Here is a 25,090-nt window from a genome sequence, read left to right as displayed (position 1 = left end):
AGTTCGTTTCACCCCTTGTCCTTATTGAGTTTTTAGCATATTCCCAAAAGAATGCTAATACACTGTTACAAACCTAACAAAGAGAGTGTTTGAGGTGAGGGATCGTGGGCATATTTCACAAACCTACTTATAAAACCATACAACGAAGAAGCGGCATAATGAACGACTCTTTACAGAATACGGATCTCATTTCACACTTCTCACATCCATTTTAGGGAGGTCGAGTGGTGTGCACGATTACATCAAAGAGCGAACAATCAAGATAGGGAAGTACATCGTGGAGACAAAGAAAACCGTTCGTGTGATTGCGAAGGAATTTGGTGTTTCCAAAAGTACAGTACACAAGGATTTAACAGAGCGTCTGCCTGAAATTAATCCTGACTTGGCAAACGAAGTGAAGGAAATACTCGATTATCATAAATCCATCAGGCATTTAAGAGGAGGAGAAGCGACAAAACTCAAATATAAAAAAGATGAAATTCTCGAAGGAGAGCCTGTGCAGCAATCGTAATCACCTGCTGCCATCAGCTGGCATTGACTTCTTGAAATCGTTCATAAAACATCCGCAAAAATTTGTAAAGAACTTAATGTGCTTCCAACTTTTTTTCTATATTTTATGATAATATATATAATTAGGGCACAATGTGGATATTTACTGTGAAACAGATTTTCAAGGAGGATATAAATAGATGTTTGCAAGGGATATTGGTATTGACCTCGGTACTGCAAATGTACTGATCCATGTTAAAGGTAAAGGAATTGTTCTGAATGAACCTTCCGTAGTTGCACTTGATAAAAACAGCGGCAAAGTGCTGGCGGTTGGCGAAGAGGCAAGAAGAATGGTTGGACGTACACCTGGGAATATTGTTGCGATTCGCCCGCTGAAAGATGGCGTTATTGCTGACTTTGAAGTAACAGAAGCAATGCTCAAGCATTTTATTAACAAGCTGAATGTAAAAGGCCTGTTCTCAAAACCGCGCATGCTCATTTGCTGCCCGACGAATATTACATCCGTTGAGCAAAAAGCAATCAAAGAGGCTGCTGAAAAAAGCGGCGGTAAACATGTATACCTTGAAGAAGAACCTAAAGTTGCCGCTATCGGCGCGGGTATGGAAATATTCCAGCCAAGCGGTAACATGGTTGTAGACATCGGAGGCGGGACGACGGATATCGCGGTCATTTCAATGGGCGATATTGTCACCTCCTCTTCTATTAAAATGGCTGGGGACAAGTTTGACATGGAAATCTTAAATTACATCAAACGCGAGTACAAGCTGCTGATCGGCGAACGTACCGCGGAAGACATTAAGATTAAAGTCGCAACAGTTTTCCCAGACGCGCGTCACGAGGAAATTTCCATTCGCGGACGGGACATGGTTTCCGGTCTTCCAAGAACAATTACGGTAAACAGTAAAGAAGTTGAAGAGGCCCTTCGTGAATCTGTCGCTGTAATTGTGCAGGCCGCGAAACAAGTGCTTGAAAGAACACCGCCTGAACTTTCCGCTGACATTATTGACCGCGGCGTTATTATTACAGGCGGAGGCGCACTCTTAAACGGCCTTGACCAGCTGCTTGCTGAAGAGCTGAAGGTACCGGTCCTCGTCGCTGAAAATCCTATGGATTGCGTAGCCATCGGCACAGGTGTCATGCTTGATAATATGGACAAGCTTCCTAAACGCAAACTAAGCTGATTTGACTAACCTCATTCTGAAAAAGAATGGGGTTTTTTTATGAAAAGCCTTCACGAATAGCTGTTAAATGACGATAATAGGATAAAATACTGATTTTTATTATAGAACGAACGTTCCTAGATGACAACTGGAAAAAATGCCATTTTAGAGGTGGGAAATTTGTTAAAAGGATTATATACAGCAACATCCGCAATGATCGCCCAGCAGCGGAGAACGGAAATGCTTTCGAATAACATTGCAAACGCAAATACATCCGGATATAAAGCGGATCAAGGCTCTATGCGCGCGTTCCCTGAGATGCTGCTAAGCCGAATAGAATCAAAATCTCCGGCCGGAACATCGAGGACAGAAATCGGTTCCGTAAATACCGGTGTGTATATGCAGGAGCTTAAGCCCCTTTTCACACAGGGAAGCTTGAAGTCCACAGATCAGCCTACAGACATCACATTGGTCGAAAATCAAGTTCCGGTTCATAAGGAAACCAATGAAAACGCGGCTCTTTTTTATCCGGTTCAAACAGCGGACGGAATCCGTTATTCAAAAAGCAGCACGTTTTCACTAAACGAGAATAATCAACTGACGATCAACGGAAATCCAATTTTATCGACTGATGGCCAGCCAATTACTGTTGATAATGAACATTTTACTGTGTCTGAAAACGGTACTGTGACAACGAACGGACGGACAGCCGGCCAGATTGATGTCAGAATGGCGGAGGATGTCCGAAATCTGAAGAGGGACGGAAATAATTTGTACAGCACGGCGGACGGCAATGATCTGCCAAGCGCAGCAGGAAATAACCAGGTATCCTACTCATTAAAACAAGGCGTCTCTGAGCTTTCAAATGTGGACGTAACAAGCGCCTATACAGAAATGACTGAAGCGTACAGATCGTTTGAGGCCAATCAGAAGGTTATTCAGGCTTACGATAAAAGTATGGATAAAGCAGCCAATGAAATCGGAAAAATCTAAGATAACGGAAGAAAAAACGGGGGACATCAACTATGCTCAGGTCAATGCTTACGGCATCAACAACCTTAAACCAGCTGCAGCAGCAGATTGACACAATCAGCAGCAATCTTTCAAACAGCAACACAACCGGCTATAAGGCAAAAGATACGAATTTTTCTGAGCTTGTCAGACAGCAATTCGATCAGGTTGATGAAAAAAACGAGGAAGTGGCAAAAGCCAGACAAACGCCGCCCGGCCTGCGTCTTGGCGTCGGAGCGATGATGAATTCACGGCTTGTGTCTGATCAAGGAAGCATTCAGAAGACGGATCGCGATTTGGATATCGCATTTACGTCTCCATACCAATATCTTCAGGTGAACGTAAACGGAAACCGCCAGTACACGAGGGACGGAGCGCTGTATGTAACACCGTCAGCTGCGAATGCCAACCAGCTTCAGCTCGTCACTGGGGATGGATATCCGGTGCTTGATGAAAACGGTAATACAGTGACCATTGACAGCTCAATGAAGAATATCACCATTAATAAAAACGGCACATTAACCGCATCTGACGGTAACGCGGTTCAGCGGTTTAATCTTGGCGTTGTCCAAGTCAATAACCCTCAAGCGCTGAAATCTGAAGGGAATAACCTTTTCACTATTGATAATGCCGCAGCTTTTGAAGAGCTGAATGGCGCGAATAGACAGAACATCGGCATGCAGCAGGGCTCTCTTGAAATGTCCAATGTCGATATTTCAGAACAAATGACAGATTTGATCACGTCCCAGCGTTCATATCAGCTGAACAGCAGAACGATTACAATGGGGGATCAAATGCTCGGTTTAATCAATTCAGTCAGATAATAAGAAAGGGGCGTTTTCAATCAGCCGCGCATGATAAAAAATGCGGCTTTTTCGAAATCGTCCTTTTTTTTGTAGTATTCCGTGATATCTTCTAACAGCACTTCTAAATCCACCCACGCCTCGATTTTTTCTAATTCAAGCACATATTCGAGCAGCTGCTCATAGGGGTCTTCCGCTGAGGTGTAGAGCGCTTCAAGTGTTTTTAATTTTAAGTAAATCGTTTGAATGTCTACCTTTTCAGATAATTCTTTCCCTTTTTGCAGGACGGCTTTTGCTTCTGTGATCTTTCCTGTTTTAAAAAGCGCTCTGACAGATTCATACACACAATGCAGATACGAGACTGGTGAATTCGTTTCAAATTCTTGATTCTTTAATACTTTTTTAAAGTAAAGAAGCGCTTCCTGGTCTTTTTTTTCGGTTGCTTTTAAAAAGCCGAGATTATAGTAAGCGTGGCAAAGCAGGTTTTCGTCATGTAATTGCTGGGTTTTCTTAATGATTTCTTTGAAAAGCTGTTCAGCTTTTTCATAGTGTTCTTGATCAATATAATTAACGGCGAGCAGCAGCTTGCAGGTGATCACCTTTTTTATATAGCCGAATTGATGTAAATAGATGTGTAATGCTTTATTGACGTATTGGATGGAAAGCGGCGGTGATTTCATCAAGTAATAGGCGCCGGCGGTTTGATAATATAAATCCGCGGCTTCAAACGTATTTTCAATGGCGGAAAGGTACTGTTCAGCTTTTTTAAAATGATTCACTGCATGTTTCGGAGCTGTTTTTACCATTTCATATAATCCTGAGAAAAAATACAGATAATATTTCAATTCATCATCCATTTTGTCTTCCAGACCGTACAGATCATCGAACAAGGAGTCAAGTCCGTCCTGATTCTCAAAAAGCAGCTGATGACGGGCCTGAAACAATTGATAACGCATCCAAAGTTTTGTATTCTTTTTGAGCTTCGGAAGGTGCTGGTCAATTTTCTCTTTCAGTGTGCAAACGTGATTCATTTTGCGTTTGCTCATTGCGGAATACCACTCGTCTAACATGTTTTGCATCCTTTTTTCAATAAACTTCGAAATCATTTTCCTACCTCTTTGCTATTGGTAAAATCTATAATTATCATATCATAACTTTTGACGGCTCTCATTGACAGTTGGTTACATTTTAGCGCGGTTGAAAAAGGGATTAATTCATAATATACTTTTCAAATGTACAGATTCGATCTTTAATGATTGCTATACATACTAATGCAGATAAAGGAGATGTCAAGAGAATGCTTGATACTCAGCAAATTAAAGAAATTATCCCTCACCGTTATCCGTTTTTGCTTGTAGACCGGATTACGGAAGTTGAAGAGGGCAAACGGGCAAAAGGCTATAAAAATGTAACTGCTAATGAAGAGTTCTTTAACGGACATTTTCCACAGTATCCGGTCATGCCCGGCGTATTAATTGTAGAAGCGCTTGCTCAAGTCGGGGCTGTTGCGATGCTGATTAAAGAAGAAAACCGTGGCAGATTGGCGTTTTTTGCAGGCATTGATAATTGCCGGTTTAAAAAACAAGTCAAGCCTGGTGATCAGCTTCACCTTGAGGTTGAAATTATTCGTGCGCGAGGTACAATCGGGCGCGGAAAAGGGGTAGCCACAGTCGATGGCGAAGTCGTTTGTGAAGTCGAACTGACTTTTGCTCTCGGAGAATAAAAGAAAAAAGGCAAATGGGCAACAGGCCATTTGTCTTTTTTTTCTTACAAACATAGAAATGCGGGTGATTGAATGTGGAAAGAATTTAAAGCCTTTGCCATGCGGGGAAATATTGTAGATCTTGCGATTGGTGTTGTAATAGGCGGCGCATTCGGCAAGATCGTCACATCTCTGGTAAATGATATCATCATGCCTTTGGTGGGTTTGCTGCTTGGCGGGCTTAATTTTTCAGGTTTGTCTTTTACGTTTGGCGATGCTGTAGTGAAGTATGGCAGCTTTATACAGACGATTGTGAATTTCTTAATTATATCGTTCTCCATTTTTATCGTCATTCGGACTTTGAATGGGTTAAGGCGCAAAAAAGAAGCAGAAGAAGAGGCGGCGGAGGAAGCGCTGGATGCGCAAGAGGAGCTGCTGAAAGAAATCAGAGACCTGCTGAAGCAGCAAACAAGATCGCCGGAATAAAAAAAAGACTGCCGTTTAGAACGGCGGTCTTCTTTTATGTTTGGAAGGGATACGCATATAGAGTTGTCTTTTAGGTCAGTTCCGGGCCCTTCGCTTCGTTTAATGTTTCGGGGCTTTCTATTGTTTCAGCAAGATGAATAAGCATCGAAACAGAGGTGCCGGCATCTGGGGTGCTGCTGATCTCCAATTCGCTTCCGCAAAAATGTTTCAGCCGCTGGTTGATATTTTTTAATCCGACGCTGCGATCGAAATCGGAAGATAGGAGATCTTCTCGTTTTTCCGGAGGCATACCGACGCCGTTATCTTCTACTCTAATGTAATACTCATTCCCGCTTTGTTTTTTAACTGTCAGCTTGATCCATCCTCCGCCCCTTTTCTTGCTGACGCCATGATGAACGGCATTCTCCACCAATGGCTGAATCATTAAAGGCGGAAGGATGAAGTCAATGTCTTTGTCTATATCGAAAAGAATGTCCAGCCGGTCGCCGAAGCGCGTCTTTTCTATGGAGAGATAGGAACTGATAATAGAAAGCTCGTTTCTGAATGAACTGATGGCTGATGTATTTTGGAAATCAAAACTCATTCTTAAATAGTTGGTAAATTCAGCCGTTATCTCCCGCGCTTTTTCAATATCCAAATGACTGAGAGAAATGATTGTATTTAATACGTTGTAAAGAAAATGAGGCTTAATTTGCGACTGGAGAAAAGCCATCTCCATTCTTGTGGCTTGATTTGCTGTATGCTTCATCATAATCAGGTTTTTGATACGCGCCATAAATTCAGAGTAATGATAAGGTTTTTGCAAGATGTCATTCGCTCCGGCATGAAAAGCCTTGTATTTGTCGTGGCCGATAATGGCTGCTGTAATGATCAGAACCGGAAGATCAACCATACTGAATCGTTCACGAATTCTCGTACAGACTTCGAAACCAGTCATATCCGGCATCATCAAGTCCAGAATCACCAAATCAAGCTTTGTGCAAGAAACCACTTCTAATGCTTCCTTTCCGTTTTTTGCAGCAATTACATTGTAGGGCACGCCTTCAAGCATATCGCTTAAAATTTTTAAACTGTCAATGTTATCATCGACAATCAGAATGGTTGGAGCGTCAATTTTCTCAGAGTAATAGGGCGTGCTTAAAGAGATACCGGTCATCTCTAGCCCGGATTGTAATTCTGGAAGACTTGTATTATTTTCAGGCACGGATTCATGATGGACAATTGGCAAAGTGAAATGAAATGCCGACCCTTTTCCCTCCTCTGATTCGACCCAAATGTCTCCGTTTTGAAGCTGGACCAGCTGTTTGACAATACTGAGGCCAAGACCGGCTCCGTCGTCTTTATTCGTTTCTGCTTGCTGAAAAGACTCAAAGATGGTTTGGCGATCGGCTTCGGAAATGCCGCTTCCGGTATCCGTAACTGTCACCTTGATCATGGTATCGTTCAGTTTTGAAGCAGAAAGTGTGATTTGGCCCTCCGCTGTATACTTGATTGCATTGTCTACTAAGTTGGTTAATATTTGGCGGAAGCGGTTTTCATCTGTGAGCACTAAAGGAAGGTCGTCTGGAATGTGATTCATAATATTTAAGTTTTTATGTCTCGATAAGAGATTATAGAAATTCATTTCAGAACAAACTAAAGTATAAATATCAACAGGCACCGGATGAATCTGAAGCAAGCCTTGCTTTATTTTTTCTAAATCCAGGATGTCATTCACCAGATTGGACAGCCTGTAGCCCATGCGGATCACAAGCTGCATGTTTTCTTTCTCTTCTTCTATCGTTCTTTTTCCTTTGCCGGCCAGCAACGTTTGGCATATATTAATAATGCTGTTCAGAGGTGTTTTAAATTCATGCGATGTTTTCGCTATAAACTCATCCTTCAGCCGGTCAACCCTGAGTAGTTTCCACGACAGCACTTCATTTTCGCGGAATGCACCGGCAAATTGCTGTGCCATTAGAAGAACAACTGCTAACAACGCAATGACTGTTGGCAAGGAGTAGATCGAATTAAAGGAAAAAGCCGTTTTTCCGCTGTAAGCGGAGATGGTCGTTAAAATGACAAAAGCACTCATTGATATAGAAGCGATTGTCAGATACAGGCTTCCCTCCATTTTGCGGATCGCTGCAATCGTAAAAATATATGTAATATAAACCAGGGTCGAAACGGCTAGCACAGAATGTAATATGTATGAGGAATGGCCGATAAACCCCACGGTTAAAAAATCTATGATCAAGACCAGCCCGGAAGAAACGGTGGCTATAAGAATAAAACGTTTTGACACAATCTCTTTGTAAGCAAAATAGAGATAGAGAAAAACAGCAATGCTGACAAACACAGTTGAGATTGCCCTCATTGAATTTAGCAATGAAAATGAAATGGACGGAAAGAGGAGAAATATAATCCGCTCTTTTCCGATCATCAGTATAATGAATGAAAACAGAAGGCACATAACAGAAAAAAACAGCAAATGTTTATCCTTTTTTCTTTGCATGAAAAAGCCAAGAAAATATAATCCGGTAATGAAAAAAGCTGTAATCATAATTGAATCATTAAGAAAGGAAATTTTGTTTTCCCGCACTATTTGGTCCTGGGTTCCAAAGGTAATCGGCTTTGCGATTCCCCACCCCGGCGTTTTTCCGAAGTTCGAAAATTGCACGACAATTTCATTATCACCCTTGTGAAGCGAAAAAAAGCTCGTATACGGCCTGTTTTGTGCTGAAAAATCAGGTTTATTTGAAGGGCTGCCGCTTTGCCCTATGAGTTGTCCGTTAAAATAGATGCGATTTGCACTGTAAATAAACGACGTGCTGATCCCGAAAACCTGATTGTCTAGCTTTGATCTGATCGTCAGCTTGTACGTTCCGTAATCCACGTTGATGCCTTGCTTGGCCAGCTTCACATTGCTGGGGACATCAACGAAGAGGGGATCTTTTCCTTTTGATATAGCAATCTCTTTTGGCGACAAAATCTGATTTGGATATAATGTCCACTTTCCGTTCAGCTGTACATTCCCATTCTTCTGAAAATCCCAGTTCTCCAAGTTCATGACCCCATGCTTTGCTGCAGGAAGTGTTGATCCAGAGAAATGATCAATGGCTATAAAAGCCATAAAGAATGCGGCATAACCGAAAATAATCGAAATGAAAATGAATTTTTCTTTCATACCAATGCTCCTTTATAATAGGATCATTTTAGATTCCTATTTTTTATAAATATTGTAAATGCAAACTTTTAAAAGCTACAATAGAAAGAAAAAGAATCCAATTAATGGGGCTATTTGGCATGATATAATAGAAGTTATTTACTGATATCTCGATTTTGCATATAGGGTGGGATGTTTTGTGAAAGCGTTAATTGTTGATGATGAGCACCTGGCATTGCTTCACTTAAAAAATATGCTTGAACGGACAAACGCCTTTCAATCGATTACGGCGTATCAAGATCCGATTGAAGCTCTGGATCATCCTGGGGTTGCTGCTGTAGATGCGGTGTTTCTTGATATTGAAATGCCGGGGGTAAATGGCATTGAACTTGCTGAAGCGATTCAATCGATGAATGAGGACATCCAAGTCGTTTTCATCACGGCCTATAATGAGTTTGCTATCAAGGCGTTTGAGCTGAATGCTATCGATTATTTGCTAAAGCCTGTTATTTACAAGCGGCTCGAGACAACTGTTGAGCGAATCAGAACGAATAACATGCTTAGAGCATCTGTGGAAAATACCGAGGCGCGTTATTTGATCCAATGTTTTGGAAACCTGCAGTTTCATCAGATCTTAAAAGGTGCCAAAACAAACATTCCCGTCAAATGGAGAACATCTAAAGCGCGCGAAATATACACCTTTTTACTTCATAATCAAGGGCGTGTAGTCAGTAAAGACTCATTAATCGATCTTTTTTGGCCTCATTATGATGTCTCAAAAGCAAGCACCCAACTCTACTCTACCATATATCAGATACGGAAATTACTCAGCCAGATCCCTTTCAGCCAAACAATCGAGAAGACCGACGCAGGATATATTCTTCGGCTCTCAGGGGCAAAAATTGATGTTGTGGACTGGGAACAGTCACTAAAAGAGGCGCCCCCGCTCAATACAGCTACATTACATCTGCACATGGATATGTTCATGTCCTATCAAAATCATTACCTGACGGAGCACGGCTATCTGTGGGCAGAACCGGAAAAGACACGTCTTGCCCAGCTTTGGCTTGGAAAGGCTTATGAACTGATCGATTTTCTCATTTGTGAAAGGAACGATCATCAAGCGATGGACATTTGCCTGCAGGCCGAGAAAATTGAGCCTTTCGATCATAAAATTATGCAATTCAAGCTGAAGCTATTTAACAAAAACGGGAAGATAGAAGAGGCAATAAAAGAATATCAGCGCTACAAACAAATAAAGGATCAGATTAATTAAAAAATGTTCATAGCAAAAAGCCGTTTCCAGCCAGTGTGCCCTATCAATGCACACTGGTTTTCTTTTTGTACATGTCATCTTCAGGGCAGGCCCTCTCCATGAGTCTCCGTTTGAAACTTCATATCTCCTATTCAGTCCGTTTTTAGTTGTACAGAATTTGTATAGTTCCATTTCATACAATGTAGTTTGGTTCGGATGGCAAATCTTAGTTGTTACACTCATTCGGCATGAACAGTTATTTTTTTGGGATGAGACTTGAGTTTCGGTCTCGCGGATCAATCGGCAAGTGAAAAATAGATATGAAAAGGGAGGAATGAAAAGTTGAGAACGAGGAGCTTTCCCTCAGGGCTGAAAAAAAGCGGGCGGATCGTTATGATCATCAGTCTGGCCATCTTATTCTTTTTCAGCCAGATTGCCAGCTATACTCTTACAGCGGAGGCTGTGGGTGTATCGTCAAGCGACAGCCAATTCTTCGATTCAGTGACGGTCAAAGACGTCAATCATCAGGTAGTTGACGGGTCAAAAGGAAACGAACCGGCATTAAAGCCGGGAGATGAAGTGACACTGACATACGAATGGTCATTAAAACATGATAAAGAAGCAGTAAGTGAACAGGATATCCATGTGGAGATACCTAAAAGCTTTACATTTGATAAAGGTGCCAAAGGTGAGGTCAAATCTGCTGATCAGGTCATCGGCAGCTATCAAGTGCCAGCGGGCAGCAGCACTCTGACGGTGAAATTAAATAGCATGTCCGCGGATTTTCCTGATGCCAAGGGGACTATTACACTGTCAGCCATGTTTACTGCAGATGTAAAAGACGATGAACATACAGTAGCAGCCCTTTTTCAACTAGGGGGAGGCAACACCCAGCAGGTGATCATCCCTATCAAGAAAGATGAAACACCAGATGCTGAGGCGGAAGAGCCAAAAAACGACTCTTCTGATAATACGGAAGATCAGAAAGGGACAGATGACAAATCTGCACCTTCAGTCAGCAAGGAACCCAAAGAAGAGGAACCAAAACCATCAGCAGACTCTAAGAGCAGTGATTCTCCAAAGAGCGATGATTCAAAAAAAGTGTCATCCTCAAGTCAATCAGCTTTCAAAAGCTTGCAAACTGAAGAAAAACAAATCACGCAAACTATTTTAACCGGCGTGACATTGACGGACGAAAACGGAAAACCATATGACAAGGGCAATCGCGCCGATACGAATTCTCCAGTGAAAATTTCAATTGATTGGGCCATTCCTGACGATTTAGGAAAAACAATCAATGTCGGCGATAAATATGAATTTGATCTACCTAAAGAATTTATTATGCATAATGACATTTTGAACCTGCCGTTAAGCGCCGGAGACACCACCTACGGGACGTTTTCTATTGATACGAACGGACATGTGGTCATGACATTTAACGGCGAGGTAAAAGAAAGTTCTAATGTCAAAGGCACATTGGTTATCAATACGCAGTTCAACGAGAAAAAAATAACGGGATCGACAACACAAAAGATTCCTTTCCCTGTGAATTCCAATACTCCTGAAACAACGGTTTATTTTAAGCCAAATGTAAGTAAAACCATTGATAAATCAGGTGTGCTGGATAAAGGCATCAACCCCGGCAAAGTAACATGGACGGTCGATGTCAATAAAAAATTGGATCAAGTCAAAAATGCCAAACTCACGGAAAGCCTTCCAGAGGGCTTAATCTACCGTTCAGTTAAAGTGTATGAACTCAATGTGAACATTGATGGTTCTGTCAGCAAAGGAAATGAAGTTTCTTCCGGCTACAGCGTTGATTCAAAAGGAAATGTCACATTTGATGGGACGATTGATTCAGCCTACCGCCTTGTATACGAAACTGACATTGACAATAGTGCGAAGCCGAGTGAAGGCGGAAATCTAACGCTGACGAACAAGGCGGCATTCAGCGGAGACAACCTGGAACCCATTTCTGCCGAAGCCACTGTTGCAGCTAAATATGGAAAAATGATCGCGAAATCATCGACCGGCTATGATGGAGAATCTCAAACATTCAGCTGGGCTCTTTCATACAATTACGGTGAGAAACAGATCGACCAATCCAAGGCCAGCATTAAAGATTCTTTTGGAACTGGCGATTTGCATCTTGTGAAAGATTCTTTGAAGGTTATTCCTATTACCTTTGGACAGAACGGCAGCGAGCAAGCGGGAACGCCTTTAAAGGAAGGCGAGGACTATACGCTGATCGATAATGGAAGCGGATTTGAAGTCAAATTTAATAAAACCATTACCAGCGCTTACAAAATCACATATCAAACAAAGGTCAACAGCGGCGTGATCATTGATAAATCGACAACATACACCAACAGCGTGGTGACCGGAACAGGGGATTCAAAAGAAGCTTCTGGAATAGCCATTCAACAGAACCTCATCAAAGGGTATTCAAATGTTGATTATGAGAAAAAGACGGCTGATTGGACGATTACAGTTAATAAAAACAACTATGAGATGAATAATTGGACGCTGGATGATCAATTCGAAAGCGGCGGGCTGGTTCTGATTGATGACTCGTTCAAAATTCAAGATATAACAAACAACAGGACATTACAGAAAGACAAAGATTACACGTTGACAAAAAAACCCGGCCATCAAGGCTTTACTTTGGCATTGATCGGGGATTACAAAAAAACAAACAGTCAATTTAAGATGACTTACACAACAACATTCAATGCTGATTATTCTAACGAAAGCGTCAAGAATACAGCTCAGTCAACATGGACTGATCAAAACGGCAACGAGCGCACGAATAAGGTATCAAGCGGTTTTACGCCGAATCATCAGACGACAAATAATGGATTCAAGAACGGTTCATACAACGCGGTTTCAAAGGAAATCACGTGGAAAATCGGCGTCAATTATAATGGCGAGCCGACGAAAAACCCTTATATCAAAGATGCCATAACAGACCCTCAGCAATTTGTCCCGGGTTCCGTTGTGGTTAAGAGCTATACGATCAATAAAAACGGCTCCATCACAGAAGGAGACGCACTTGACCCTTCCAAGTATGATGTCGAAGAGCCTTCAGAGAAAAATGAACGGACTCTGACGGTACACCTTAAAACAGGCGATTCTGTACCATATCTGATTGAGTTTAAAACATCACTCAAGGGGCAGGTCATAGATCAGAACCAGTACACAAACAAGGCAACATACTATAATGACGGTTATGCAGACCGCACGTTGACGGGATCTGTTTCAGTTACGAACGGAGGAAATCTGGTTTTCAAAGGCGGCAAACAAAATGGAAGCTATATCGATTGGAACATTAATGTCAACTCCAGCCAATCAACGCTGGATGACGTAAAAGTTACTGACACGCCGGACGAAAATCAAATACTAGATGCAGATTCTTTTAAAGTATATCAAGCAAAATATGATGAAAACGGTGTGGTCAAAGACAGCAGCGGCAATCTGACCGCGGGCGATGTCGAGCTTCAAAAAGACAAAGATTACACGTTAGACATCAAAACCAACAATACAACCGGTGAACAATCGTTTGTCCTGACATTCATAGGCAGCTATAAGCAAATTGACCGTGCCTATGTGATCAAATACCGGTCTCTGATTAACATAGCCGGAACGAACGGCCATGTTAAAAATAAGGTGTCCATTTCAGGAACAAATGTGAAAGAGCAGACTCAGGAAAACACCAGCTCGATCTTTGTTGCCATTTCAAGCGGCGACGGTTCCGGATCTGGAGAAAAAGGAAGCCTGACGATCTTTAAAACAGGTGAGGACGATAAAGCTCTTGAAGGAGCAGACTTTCAATTATGGTCTGAGGACGCCAAGCAGCTCCTGCGCACAGGCACGACAGATGCTGACGGGAAGCTTACATTCGGAAATATCCGCTACGGTTCCTACGTATTAAAAGAAGTAAAAGCGCCTGACGGATATACGATCAGCGATGCTTATGTAAAAGGGGTCCCTGTTAAGATAGACAGAAATTCCTCTAAGGCAGGAGCGCTGTACAAAGTCGTAAATCAACAGAACAAGGTGACGCTTATCAAACAAGATGAACAAAATAAACCTTTGGCTGGTGCTGTTTTCAAGCTGGAGAAAAAGTCAAATGACGGCACCTATACTCTCATACGAACAGACATAAAATCAGATAAAAACGGAAAAGTGGAAATGAACGGTTTGCCGGCGGGCTACTATCGCCTGACAGAAACGAAAGCACCGGCAGGCTTTATCGTAAATACAAAAGCAATTCACTTCTCCATCGCAAAAAATGAACAGAATCAAGTGTCCGATGTGAATTTGGGAGCAATGACCAACTACCAAGGAAAAGTCTCTCTGACGAAGGAAAATGCTGAGGGCCAGAAGCTTGAAGGCGCAGTATTCAACATTGTCGATCAGGATGGAAATACTGTTCAAGAGGGGCTGACCTCGGATAAGGACGGAAAAATAGAGGCTTCGGGCCTTGCGCCGGGACGTTATGCTTTTGTTGAAACGAAAGCGCCAGCCGGCTATGTGCTGAACACGGAGAAAAAAGAATTTACGATCTCAGAATCAGCAGCAGGAAAGCCTGAATCCGCAGATGCCGGGATTGCTGTAAATGATAAAGGCGCAGTTGAGTTAACAAAGGAAGATGGCGATGGCCAGAAGCTTGAAGGAGCCGTCTTTAAAATTATCGATAAGGAAGGGAAAACGGTTCAAGAAGAGCTGGCATCAGATAAAAACGGGAAAGTCACAGCTTCAGGCCTTGCGCCGGGACACTATGCCTTTGTTGAAACGAAAGCGCCAGCCGGCTATGTGTTAAACACGGAGAAAATAGAGTTTACGATTTCTGATTCCGCAGCAGGAAAGCCGTTGCCAGTGGATGCTGGGATCGCGATTAACCATAAAGGCTCTGCTCAGCTCACGAAGGAGAATGCTGAAGGCCAAAAACTTGAAGGAGCCGTCTTTAAAATCATTGACCAAGAAGGAAAAACGGTTCAAGAAGAGCTGACTTCCGATAAAGACGGGAATATCACAGCTTCAGGCCTTGCGCCGGGCCGTTACGCCTTTGTTGAAACAAAAGCGCCAGCCGGTTATGTGCTAAACACGGAGAAAAAAGAGTTTACCATTTCTGAATCAGCAACAGGAAAGCCAAAATCCGCGAATGCCGGGATCGTCATGAACTATCAAGGATCGGTTCAGCTGACGAAAGAAGATCAAGATGGAAAAGGCTTAGCAGGCGCGGTATTCAAAATCACTGACAGCAATGGGGAAACAGTGAGAGATGATCTAGTCTCAAAAGAAGACGGCAAAATTGAAGTTGACGGGTTAGCGCCGGGAAGCTATCAATTTGTTGAAAAACAGGCGCCAGATGGATATCTTTTATCCGAAAAACCAGTGTCATTCACCATTAAAGCTGAAGATGGCGGCAAACCTGAACAAGTGAAAGTGACAGCAGTTAATACGAAGAACCTTGTCGTTCTCACCAAAGTGGATCAGCAAGATAAAAATAAAGTTCTGCAAGGCGCGGAGTTCAATCTGACAGACGCCAACGGAAAAGTGCTGAAATCCGGCTTGACTACCGATGAAAAAGGACAGATTACGGTTCACGGCCTCAAAGCTGGCGAATATCAGTTTGTCGAAATAAAAGCGCCTAAGGATTATCATTTGGATCAAACACCTATATCATTCAAGATCACAAATACTGACACAAAGCCAGTCAAAATCACCGCGGAAAACATATTGGCACCAGGTGACGTGAAAGTGACGAAAGTGGATCAAGACGATAAAACGACAGTTTTGGAGGGCGCTGAATTCAAGTTAGTGGACGCAAGCGGCAAGCCTGTAAAAACTGACGGCTATGGAAAAGAGCTGCCTGAACTCTGGAAAACGGATAAACAGGGCCAGTTCACAGTAAACGGGCTTGCGCCGGGAAGCTATCAATTGATTGAAACAAAGGCACCAGAAGGTTACAAACTGGATGAAACACCGATTGAATTCACAATAGAAAAAGGACAGCCAAAAGCTGTCGAGATCGTGATTTCTAATCAGAAAGTAAAAACGCCACCAACACCTGACAAACATGACAAACCTGATAAACCTGCGCCGGGTGGAGACATGAAGGATGACGGAGATCACTCGAAAACCAATGGTACAGATGGCAGCTCGAATGGTCAGCCGAACACAGATAAAACCCTTCCGAAAACCGGAGATACAGACAGCATGCTGACAGCCATGATTGGTATTCTGCTGCTTATGGCAGGCGGAGGCTTAGCCGTTGCCTCAAGAAAGAAGCAAAGAAAAGGATAAATATGAAGGCACCTGATCATTGAAGAACCGATCAGGTGCTTTTTTAAAAGTGCTACGCTTATTTTTGAGAAGCATAAGAAAGGAATTTTTTTGCATGTACAAGAAAATGATCATGACGGTGTTCATTCTTTTCGGACTGCTGCTGATCTCTTCTCCTTATATCAAAGGGGGAATCATAGCCTATCTTAGCAAAAGCCAGACTGAGTCGGCATTAACTGTGGAGCAGCTGAAAGAAAATAATGAGAAAGAAGCGGTTTTTGAATTTGACTCCATCCAGCCGCCTGATTTGATGGAAGCAATAAAGGCTGGCTTTGATCACGATCAGAAAACGATCATCGGGCGGATCACCATTAAAAGTATCGGTCTGGAGCTTCCGATCCTAAAAGGCACTACCAACGACAATCTTTTGATCGGGGCGGCAACAATGCGCCCGGATCAGAAAATGGGCGAGGGAAATTATCCGTTGGCGGGCCATCATCTGAAGCAAAAGAGCCTTTTGTTCGGACCTCTGGAAAACATAAAAACAGGTGCCCAAATTGTTATCACTGATTTTAAAAAGGATTATATCTTTTCTGTGACATCGAAAGACATCATATCGGAGATGGATGCTGAGGTAATTGAGGAGACAAACAAAAAGGAGATTACGTTAATCACATGTGACAAGGCGGTCAAAACCGAAGGGCGTCTCGTTGTTAAAGGGAAATTGGTTGATTCCTTTGGCCATACAAATTAAAAATGCAAGAGTGAAAGCACGAAAATAAAAGCTGCCGTTCAAAACGGCAGTTTTTTTAATGCAGAATATATTTTGAGGCTCTTCGCTTCTGAGCCGGTTCTCTCGGAAAAATGTCCCCTATATTTTTTGCTTAAACGCCTCAATCAGTTTTGTTCCTGTATAGCCCTCTTTTACAAGAGACTCCAGAATGGTCTCAGTGCCTTGCTGTTTTCTAGTGACCATTTGTCCGTAGATTAAAACCTGTATGCTTTCTTCCAGCTTGACAATATTTTTCACTGCCGCTGTCAGCTGGGCGGGGCGGTTGCTTTTTTTCGTGATCGTTACAAATACTTTGGCTTCAGTTTGGCTGTTCTGAAGCTGTTCAAAAAAAGACAGGTGTTCTGTCGGTACAAGCGCCTCGATCAGCCAGTGATTTTCACCGTCTTCTTTATTTATAATCAGTCCGTCAATAAGGGGAAACTGTTCAATTGATTTCTCTTCCTTGTCCACTCGTTCCACATTCAAGTCAACCAGTTTGAAGGTTTTCATTTCTTTTCTCACCCCGATTACTTCCAAAGATTTCTTGCCTTCCATTATAACATAAACGTTTTCTAGGAAAAAATGCTGCAATGCTGGGGCTAAAGAATTTTGTATTAGCGAAACATTTAATAATTTCTATTTTTTCATTATACTGTAACTGACTATGGATTACGGAGAGATGTGGTATGAATCAATTTCGTTTAAAAGAAATCTATATTGACGGCACTCCTTCTGAAAACCGTTTGATTCAAAAGGATGAAGCATATATATTAAGCCGTAAAGAAGTGTTTGAGGTTCATTTGAACAAAAAAGGGAGGATGAGTTTTTTATACGAAACACACGATGGCATGGAGCAGTATAAAATTGAGGTGTCATTGCCGGAAAAAAAATTGAGCTTTCAGTGGTTTGCATGGGATGGCTCTTCCTATGTGTGTATGAATACGCAAAATTGGCTGACAAAGCAAATCTTTTTCCGGTTTTTAAAAAGCACATATTTCTTTAAAGGGAAAAAACAAAAGATGTTTTTAGCTGAAGGAAAAATGAAAACGAAGGATAAAAACAGAGGCTGAAAGCCATTTTTAAGCGTTTTTCTTTTCTCATTGCATCATCTACAATACTTATAACCGCAAGGAGAGGAGGAATCGCATGTTCAATCAGGTCATGCTTGTCGGACGTCTTACAAAAGATCCTGAGCTTCGCTACACTTCCGCCGGTGCGGCAGTTGCACACGTTACGCTCGCGGTAAACCGCAGCTTCAAAAACGCTTCAGGTGAAATTGAGGCTGATTACGTCAATTGCACGCTTTGGAGAAAAACAGCTGAAAACACGGCGCTGTATTGCCAAAAAGGTTCTCTCGTCGGTGTAAGCGGACGGATCCAGACACGAAGCTATGAAAACGCAGAGGGCGTTAACGTGTATGTAACCGAAGTGCTGGCAGATACTGTTCGTTTTATGGACACTAAACCCCGGGAAAAAGCTGCCGATTGATCCCTCTGCTCCTCCCCGTTTCTATCCCATCCATTCATGATTAATCGGATCCCCGCATCATCCCCTCAACATTGACCAGTCGACCAGACTGGTTTTTCTTTTTAGGAAAAATTGGTTCTTAAGATGCATTTTCGCTTAAAACCACTTAATAATGTTGATTGTAATTGAGTAAAAACTTATAATTACTTAAAGATGAATGCTAAGAAAAGGAATGAGGGCGTGTACCAAGAAGAAAGATTAGTAGCGATTTTGGATTTTTTAAAACAGCATAACCGAATTACAACGGAGCAAATCTGTACGCTCCTTCAAGTATCAAGGGATACAGCGAGACGGGATCTCGTGAAGCTGGAGGAACAGAATGCCATCATTCGCACAAGGGGCGGGGCCATTTTGCCGACTGTGCATCAGAAAATTCAAAACTACTCTGGCCGCCTGAAAACAGTATCAGAAGAAAAAAACAAGATCGGCAGGCTTGCCGCATCGCTCATACATGATGGTGACCGTGTGATTTTAGACGCCTCTACAACTGTTCAGGCATGTGCAAAGCATTTGAATGCGGGTGATTGTACGATAATCACCAACTCGATTAATCTTGCGGACGTGCTGTCCGATAAAGAGGGAATTGAAATCTATCTGCTCGGAGGCAAGCTGGAAAAGGAGCACCGTTTTCTGTACGGCGCCTCTGTGATTGAAAAGCTCTCAAGCTACCACGTCGATAAAGCGCTCATCGGTGTAGTGGGCATTTCTGAGCATGGCATTACGATTGCGCATGAAGAAGATGGAATGGTCAAACGAAAAATGATTCAGCAGGCAAAGCAAGTGATCGCGCTTGCAGATCATTCGAAGCTAGGAAGCACCAGTTTTTATCAATATGCGGAGCTGAGCGAAATCGATCTGTTGATCACAGACAGGCTGCCGAGTCAGGGGTTTTGTGACTTGCTTGACCGTAACGGTGTAGAACTTCTTGTGACAGAGCAGGATGAAGGAAAGGGCTGACAAACGTGAAATTAATTGCGATTGACTTAGATGGAACCTTACTCAACAGCAAGCATCAGGTAAGCTTGGAAAATGAAAGCGCACTGCGGCAGGCACAGCTGGACGGCATTGAAGTGGTGGTGTCTACTGGACGCGCTCATTTTGACGTCGAATCGATCTTTAAGCCGCTCGGAATCAAAACGTGGGTCATCAGCGCAAACGGCGCCGTTATTCACGATCCTGACGGCAGGCTTTATCATCAGGAAACCATTGAAAAACAACAGGCCTATGACATTCTCTCATGGCTTGAGTCGGAAAACTATTACTACGAGGTATTCACGGGTTCAGCCATTTATACGCCGCAAAACGGGAGAGAACTTCTTGATGTTGAGCTGGACCGATTTAAGAGCGCGAATCCGGACGCGGATCTTTCCGTGCTGATGCAGGCGGCCGAGGTGCAATACAGCCAATCCGGTTTTGCTTACATTGGCTCGTTTCAAGAACTGTTTGAGTCCGATCAGGAGATCGACTTTTATAATATTCTCGGCTTTTCCTTCTTCAAAGAGAAGCTTGAGGCAGGCTGGAAAAGATATGAGCATGCTGAAGATTTGACGCTTGTCAGTTCTGCTGAGCACAACTTTGAGCTTTCTTCCCGCAAAGCTTCTAAGGGGCAGGCGCTGAAGAGGCTTGCGGAACGGCTGAATATTCCGATCGAAGAAACCGCAGCTGTGGGTGACAGCTTAAATGACAAATCAATGCTGGAGGCTGCGGGCAAGGGTGTAGCGATGGGCAATGCGCGGGAAGATATCAAAGCGATGGCCGACGCTGTCACCTTGACCAATGACGAACACGGCGTCGCCTATATGATTAAGAATTTGCTGTAGGTTTATATGCTGCACCAAAAGTGTATCCTGTTGATAACCGGCGTAACGGATTCTTTGGGAAATTCGGCGTGACGGCTATGAACGGAAAAAAGCTGGCTCTTTTAGGAGCCAGCTTTTTTTATAGTTAATTATTGCGCTGAGGCGCTCAATGTAAATAATTCTTCGAGTTCTTGTGTGGAAAGCTCGGTAATCCAGTTTTCACTTTGGATAATTTGATCGTTCAGCGTTTGCTTCGATTCGAGCATGACATCAATTTTTTCTTCGATTGTTCCCGTCGTAATCATTTTATGCACGTGGACAAAGCGCTCTTGCCCTATGCGGTATGCCCGGTCAGTCGCTTGATTTTCAACCGCTGGGTTCCACCATCTGTCATAATGGATGACGTGATTGGCAGCGGTCAAATTAAGCCCGGTGCCTCCAGCTTTGAGTGAAAGAATCAGTGTCGGGTATTCTTTCTTCTGAAATTTTTCTACGAGTGTATCCCGCTCTTGCTTGGAGAGACTCCCGTTTAAAAATTGCACAGGTTCACCAAACGTTTTTTCAAGCAGCCGCTTCATCATGTTCCCCATCTGAATGTATTGCGTGAAAATGAGGCAGCTTTCGTTTTGGGCGCGGATCGCTGTCATGAGCTCAAGCAGTTTTTCGAGCTTGACCGATCTGCCGGCCAGCAGTTCGGTTTGATCTTCCTTTAAATAGAGTGCAGGATGATCGCATATTTGCTTGAGCCGTCCGAGCATGCTGAGAATCAAGGCTTTTCGCTGCATACCGGTCAGTGACGTCATATGGTCAAATGTGTCTTTGACAAGCTGCTCATAAAGTGATGCCTGTTCGGCTGACAGCGGGATAAATTCTTTTTCTTCCAGCTTCTCAGGAAGGTTGAGCGCGACCTCCTCATCCCGTTTCGTCCGCCGGAGAAGGAACGGCCGAATTAATTGCTGGAGCTGTCCGATTCTCTTTTCGTCCCGGTCTTTTTCGATCGGCAGCACATAGCGTTTATGGAAACCTGTCAGACTGCCAAGGTAGCCTTTATTCATGAAGTCAAAAATGGACCACAGCTCCGTTAAGCGGTTTTCCATCGGCGTGCCGCTTAGCGCGATATGGTGAACCCCTTTAAGCTTTCTGATGGCGCGTGATTGCTTCGTATGCGCGTTTTTAATATTTTGCGCTTCATCAAGGCAGATCGTGCTCCACGTCACAGAAGACAGCTCTTCCGAATCGGCATGCGACAGTCCGTATGAAGTGAGTACCACATCTGCGTTTTCATAATGCGCTTTGAAATCATCACCCTTTGGACGGCGCGGCCCATAGTGGAGAGCGACAGACAGACCAGGGGCAAAGGTTTGAAGCTCTCGCTGCCAGTTGCCGAGTACAGATGTCGGCGCGATAATCAAATTCGGCGTTTTTTGCCGGCCGCTTTCCTTCACGTGAAGGAAATAGGCGATCATTTGAATTGTTTTTCCAAGCCCCATATCATCAGCCAGACAGGCGCCAAAACCGCTTTCCCTTAGAAACAGCAGCCAGTTCATGCCGTATTTCTGATAAGGGCGGAGCGTTCCTTTGAAAGAAGGACTGACTTCGTGCTCCGGCAGATTTTCCGCGGCAGTGAGCTTCCGGATCAGTGACCTGAGCTGTTTGGACAGATCAAATTGAATGCCGGCAAAAGCGGTTGTATCAATCAGATCTGCGTCTTCTGGCCCGCCTTCCTGCTGATCCATTAGTTCGCGGGCCAGAATATCAGACATGTGGAGTCCTTCTGATTCCGCTTTTTCCATCAGGCGCTTCATCTGTTTGATAAACTGCGGATCGATTTTTACCCATTGTCCGCGGATATTAACGAGGCGCCTGTTGTTGGCGACGAGCTCATTAAATTCAGCCTCAGTCAGCTCAATTCCATTTGTCGCAAACCGCCAATTGAAATCGAGCAGCGCATTCATGCCGACAAATGACTCGCCGCGCGGAGCGGACGACACCTTTGCCTTCAGCATCATGTTGCTGTCTCTGACAATCTGCCACCAGGAAGGGAGGAGAATTTCAACGCCCATATCGACAAGCGTCTCACTCGCTTCTGACAGGAAGATCCAGGCTTCTTCCTCGGAAATCAGCGTTGTGCCGGAATCAAATGACAGCCATGGAACCGTTCTGTGAAAGCGATCCTGCTCACGCGCGATTTTATCGCTGTATGCCTGCCACGATTTTTTGAGGCTCTTCAGTCCGTCAAAGAATTCTACAGCGCCGCTCTTTTTATCCCGTAAAAACAACTCAATTTTCCAATCGTCTCCGTCGAAGTCCGGTTCATTTAAGCGCAGGCCGACTGTAAATGGAGATTGATCGTCAATCCAGCCGATCCCTTCAAGAAAATCCGTTTCATCGAGAAAATGTCCGCGGAATGTCGTGACCGCAGGCGATTTCTCCTTGATGTGTTCCCATTTCTCCCGCAGGTCATCGTCATATTGGATGTAATCCTGCACGGCAGCGGAAAACCAATCCGCGGTAAAGCCATCCAGTATATTGTCGCGGTCCTTCCAGCGAAAAACCCCGTTTGTCCACGCTTCATAGTCAGGCAGAAAATCGCCGTCCGCGATAAATTCATAGATGGTCGATGCCGCCTCGATCAGCGGCTCCGTTTCTTCTGTAAGCTGCACGGAGCTGAATGAGTTGAACGAGTTTTTGCCGAGAAGCTCTACAGTCATCCATGGAGAAAGCAAAACAGCGGTTGTCCCGATGAAGCTGACATCCTCAAGAAAGGTTCCGTAAAATGAGGATTCGTGCCATTGGAACAAATGCTTTTTCATGTGGCTGTAGGGAAGAGGCTGCTCATTCTCATCAAAGGCTGAGAGTGTAAATGATCCATCTTCCATTTGTTCGACGTGAATGAGAATTTCTTTAAGACTCGCCATCAATCAACTTTCCTTTCTGCAGTTCTTCTTGAAGTGCGCGCAGGCGCTTGTAATGCGAGCTCAGCTGCTGAATATACCGCTCCCACACCTTCATTTTCTTCGCTTTTCTGTACAGGGTGCGCAATTTTTTCAAATACCGGGCGGCTTCCTTGTACGAGCTGCGGTTCTTCTGATCGATAAAAAAGGCCACTTCTCTGTGATAAGCCGGTATAAGCGCCTCCGGATCGCTCGCTGCAATTTCCTTCAGCATGATTTTATCCATTTCATAGATGGAAAAGCCGACAAGGCTGTGAATCTCGATCCACTCGGCATATCGTTTTTTCTCATATAAATGATGGCTGTATTCTGTGAACGTATACGGCAGACAGCCCGCGGCATAGCGTTCAAACAGCGCTTGGTCATTGGTTTGCTTCACATAGGCATTCAGGAGAAGGAACAGCTCGCCGATCACGTCGCGAATCTCTTTAAACGGCTTATCCAGCTTCGTATAACCCATCGCAATCGGTTCAATCCGCTGGTACCATATTTTCAGCCGTCTCCAATCCTTCTTGGCCGTGATTTCACTCAGCCACTGAAACGTATACGGCAGCGCTTCCGGCGGGAATTGATCGGTTTCCGCAAAAATAGCATCATCATTCTTCTGCAAGAATTCCAAATGCAGGCGCCCGAATTGCAATTCAGGGGAAAAACGCCGTCCGGCTTCTTTTTTCAAAATCTCCTGTTCGCGCACCACCCATTTTGGGCGGGCCAGCAGCGCACTCCAAATTTCACCGAAGATGCGGATGCGTTCATATTGAAAAATTTCTTCTTTCAGCAGCAAGTTTCGGATAACATCCGGTGTTTTTTCCAAAAATGGATCAAGCGCAAAAGACAGCGCGTATGTTTTTAATTTATCAATAGAGCTGTAGATTGTATCCATCAGCTGTTCAACGTACGGATTGAGGGAATAAAAATCTTGCTCGGGGTTCAGCTTGCCTGCTTCAATCAATGTGAACATGCGAAGCCAAACCGCAATCGCGGAATGAATCTGGTACAGGCTTTTCAGCTCCGGCTTGTTCGGCGCATGCTTTTTTAATGCGGACAGGTACCCATAATAGAGGCCCTGCATGTTTTGGCTGCCTTCCGGCGTGCGCGCCTGCCAGAGAGAGAACTCTGAATCAAAAAAAGCAAGCCAGCTTGAAAGCGATTCTTCATTAGGCAGCACCTTTTCCTGAAACTGGCGGCGGACGAGCTCTTTGCTTTCCTCAAGCTTTTCCCGCTCCAGCCAATACTCTGTAAAAGTACCCACCCGCTCGAACATTGCATATACATATAAAAACACAGCCAGCATATGGCGGCAGATTCTTCCGGACGGACATGAACAGCCGCTTTTGACTATGACAAACAAGTTCAATGTGACCCGTACAGGCACAACATCCTGCACGTAAGCCGTAACTTCCGTCGGACTCACTGCTTGTAAACGATAGACTGAATCCTGCCGATATAAAATAAGGGCTTTTTTGATCAGCTGAACATTTTCTTCATTGTAAGGAAGAAGTTCTTTTAACTGTTCAGCAGATGCCAGCACATCGTCTTTGGAAATCATATTCTGAAGCATGATTATCGCTCCTAACCGAGTCACGTAATAAAAAGATCCAATTTCTCTATTATATCGCAACACATCGGCCTGAAAAAGTTTTTCCTAAAAAAGGACATAAAAAATGGGATGTGTCGA

At 43.6% G+C, this 25,090-nt stretch carries 19 protein-coding genes and 1 pseudogene; 14 read left to right on the top strand and 6 right to left on the bottom strand.

Annotation, left to right across the window (positions count from 1 at the left end; genetic code table 11):
- Positions 1 to 104 precede the first annotated feature (104 nt).
- From MOC09_RS13060 to flhP, 5 genes are all read left to right on the top strand, one after another.
- Positions 105 to 215, top strand: a complete 111-nt coding sequence (locus tag MOC09_RS13060) for a protein usd (RefSeq protein ID WP_268360218.1) — start codon at positions 105 to 107, stop codon at positions 213 to 215.
- A 14-nt stretch (positions 216 to 229) separates the two neighbouring features.
- Positions 230 to 511, top strand: a complete 282-nt coding sequence (gene spoIIID, locus MOC09_RS13055) for a sporulation transcriptional regulator SpoIIID (RefSeq protein ID WP_003221804.1) — start codon at positions 230 to 232, stop codon at positions 509 to 511.
- A gap of 178 nt (positions 512 to 689) precedes the next feature.
- Positions 690 to 1,691 carry a cell shape-determining protein Mbl gene (gene mbl, locus MOC09_RS13050; RefSeq protein ID WP_003227776.1) on the top strand — a complete coding sequence of 334 codons (1,002 nt, stop codon included), beginning with the start codon at positions 690 to 692 and terminating at the stop codon, positions 1,689 to 1,691.
- Between the two features lie 159 nt (positions 1,692 to 1,850).
- Positions 1,851 to 2,663 (top strand): flagellar hook-basal body complex protein FlhO, encoded by an 813-nt coding sequence (gene flhO / locus MOC09_RS13045; RefSeq protein ID WP_268360219.1) that lies wholly within the window; start codon positions 1,851 to 1,853, stop codon positions 2,661 to 2,663.
- Between the two features lie 32 nt (positions 2,664 to 2,695).
- A complete protein-coding gene (gene flhP / locus MOC09_RS13040; RefSeq protein ID WP_268370755.1) occupies positions 2,696 to 3,505 on the top strand; it encodes a flagellar hook-basal body complex protein FlhP in 810 nt (269 codons plus the stop codon).
- Between the two features lie 20 nt (positions 3,506 to 3,525).
- On the opposite strand, the gene rapD is transcribed toward flhP, so the two are convergent.
- Entirely contained in the window at positions 3,526 to 4,590 is a 1,065-nt protein-coding gene (gene rapD, locus MOC09_RS13035; protein ID WP_268360221.1) for an aspartate phosphatase RapD, read from the bottom strand.
- A 191-nt stretch (positions 4,591 to 4,781) separates the two neighbouring features.
- Here rapD and fabZ point away from each other — a divergent pair, with 191 nt between their 5' ends.
- Together fabZ and mscL are read left to right on the top strand one after the other, a co-directional pair.
- The gene (gene fabZ / locus MOC09_RS13030; protein ID WP_003221796.1) at positions 4,782 to 5,207 is read left to right on the top strand and encodes a 3-hydroxyacyl-ACP dehydratase FabZ; all 426 of its coding nucleotides are present in this window, start codon (positions 4,782 to 4,784) and stop codon (positions 5,205 to 5,207) included.
- Positions 5,208 to 5,279: 72 nt separating this feature from the next.
- Positions 5,280 to 5,672: a large conductance mechanosensitive channel protein MscL gene (gene mscL / locus MOC09_RS13025; protein WP_268360222.1), complete on the top strand. Its 393-nt coding sequence runs from the start codon at positions 5,280 to 5,282 to the stop codon at positions 5,670 to 5,672.
- Positions 5,673 to 5,742: 70 nt separating this feature from the next.
- On the opposite strand, the gene MOC09_RS13020 is transcribed toward mscL, so the two are convergent.
- Together MOC09_RS13020 and MOC09_RS13015 are read right to left on the bottom strand one after the other, a co-directional pair.
- Entirely contained in the window at positions 5,743 to 6,723 is a 981-nt protein-coding gene (locus MOC09_RS13020; protein ID WP_268360246.1) for a histidine kinase, read from the bottom strand.
- A gap of 228 nt (positions 6,724 to 6,951) precedes the next feature.
- Positions 6,952 to 8,166 (bottom strand): annotated as a pseudogene (locus tag MOC09_RS13015) (ATP-binding protein); the annotation flags it as partial.
- 850 nt (positions 8,167 to 9,016) lie between these two features.
- Here MOC09_RS13015 and MOC09_RS13010 point away from each other — a divergent pair.
- The 3 genes from MOC09_RS13010 (at position 9,017) to MOC09_RS13000 (ending at position 17,114) form a co-directional block, all read left to right on the top strand.
- Positions 9,017 to 10,093 (top strand): response regulator, encoded by a 1,077-nt coding sequence (locus tag MOC09_RS13010; protein ID WP_268370754.1) that lies wholly within the window; start codon positions 9,017 to 9,019, stop codon positions 10,091 to 10,093.
- Positions 10,094 to 10,414: 321 nt separating this feature from the next.
- Positions 10,415 to 16,381, top strand: coding sequence for a SpaA isopeptide-forming pilin-related protein (locus tag MOC09_RS13005; protein ID WP_268370752.1), 5,967 nt, complete (start codon positions 10,415 to 10,417; stop codon positions 16,379 to 16,381).
- A gap of 94 nt (positions 16,382 to 16,475) precedes the next feature.
- Entirely contained in the window at positions 16,476 to 17,114 is a 639-nt protein-coding gene (locus tag MOC09_RS13000; protein WP_268360225.1) for a class A sortase, read from the top strand.
- A 117-nt stretch (positions 17,115 to 17,231) separates the two neighbouring features.
- On the opposite strand, the gene MOC09_RS12995 is transcribed toward MOC09_RS13000, so the two are convergent.
- Positions 17,232 to 17,642: a YwpF-like family protein gene (locus MOC09_RS12995; RefSeq protein WP_268360247.1), complete on the bottom strand. Its 411-nt coding sequence runs from the start codon at positions 17,640 to 17,642 to the stop codon at positions 17,232 to 17,234.
- A 176-nt stretch (positions 17,643 to 17,818) separates the two neighbouring features.
- On the opposite strand from MOC09_RS12995, the gene MOC09_RS12990 reads away from it, so the two are divergent.
- From MOC09_RS12990 to MOC09_RS12975, 4 genes are all read left to right on the top strand, one after another.
- Positions 17,819 to 18,202, top strand: a complete 384-nt coding sequence (locus MOC09_RS12990) for a hypothetical protein (protein ID WP_019259681.1) — start codon at positions 17,819 to 17,821, stop codon at positions 18,200 to 18,202.
- A 76-nt stretch (positions 18,203 to 18,278) separates the two neighbouring features.
- Positions 18,279 to 18,620 carry a single-stranded DNA-binding protein SsbB gene (gene ssbB / locus MOC09_RS12985; protein ID WP_268360226.1) on the top strand — a complete coding sequence of 114 codons (342 nt, stop codon included), beginning with the start codon at positions 18,279 to 18,281 and terminating at the stop codon, positions 18,618 to 18,620.
- A gap of 219 nt (positions 18,621 to 18,839) precedes the next feature.
- Positions 18,840 to 19,616 carry a transcriptional regulator GlcR gene (glcR, locus tag MOC09_RS12980; RefSeq protein WP_268360227.1) on the top strand — a complete coding sequence of 259 codons (777 nt, stop codon included), beginning with the start codon at positions 18,840 to 18,842 and terminating at the stop codon, positions 19,614 to 19,616.
- Positions 19,617 to 19,621: 5 nt separating this feature from the next.
- Positions 19,622 to 20,479 carry a Cof-type HAD-IIB family hydrolase gene (locus MOC09_RS12975; RefSeq protein ID WP_268360228.1) on the top strand — a complete coding sequence of 286 codons (858 nt, stop codon included), beginning with the start codon at positions 19,622 to 19,624 and terminating at the stop codon, positions 20,477 to 20,479.
- A 128-nt stretch (positions 20,480 to 20,607) separates the two neighbouring features.
- Here the strand turns inward: MOC09_RS12975 and MOC09_RS12970 are convergent, their stop codons facing one another.
- Entirely contained in the window at positions 20,608 to 23,376 is a 2,769-nt protein-coding gene (locus MOC09_RS12970) for a DEAD/DEAH box helicase (protein ID WP_268360229.1), read from the bottom strand.
- A complete protein-coding gene (locus MOC09_RS12965) occupies positions 23,363 to 24,973 on the bottom strand; it encodes an SWIM zinc finger family protein (protein ID WP_268360230.1) in 1,611 nt (536 codons plus the stop codon). Before MOC09_RS12965 ends, MOC09_RS12970 begins: the two co-directional genes overlap by 14 nt.
- Positions 24,974 to 25,090 lie beyond the last annotated feature (117 nt).

It is taken from the genome of Bacillus sp. N12A5, assembly GCF_026790125.1.
Classification (GTDB): Bacteria; Bacillota; Bacilli; order Bacillales; family Bacillaceae; genus Bacillus.
The sequence above is the reverse complement of the archived record's forward strand: the minus strand, read 5'-3'. Positions and strand labels throughout refer to the sequence as shown.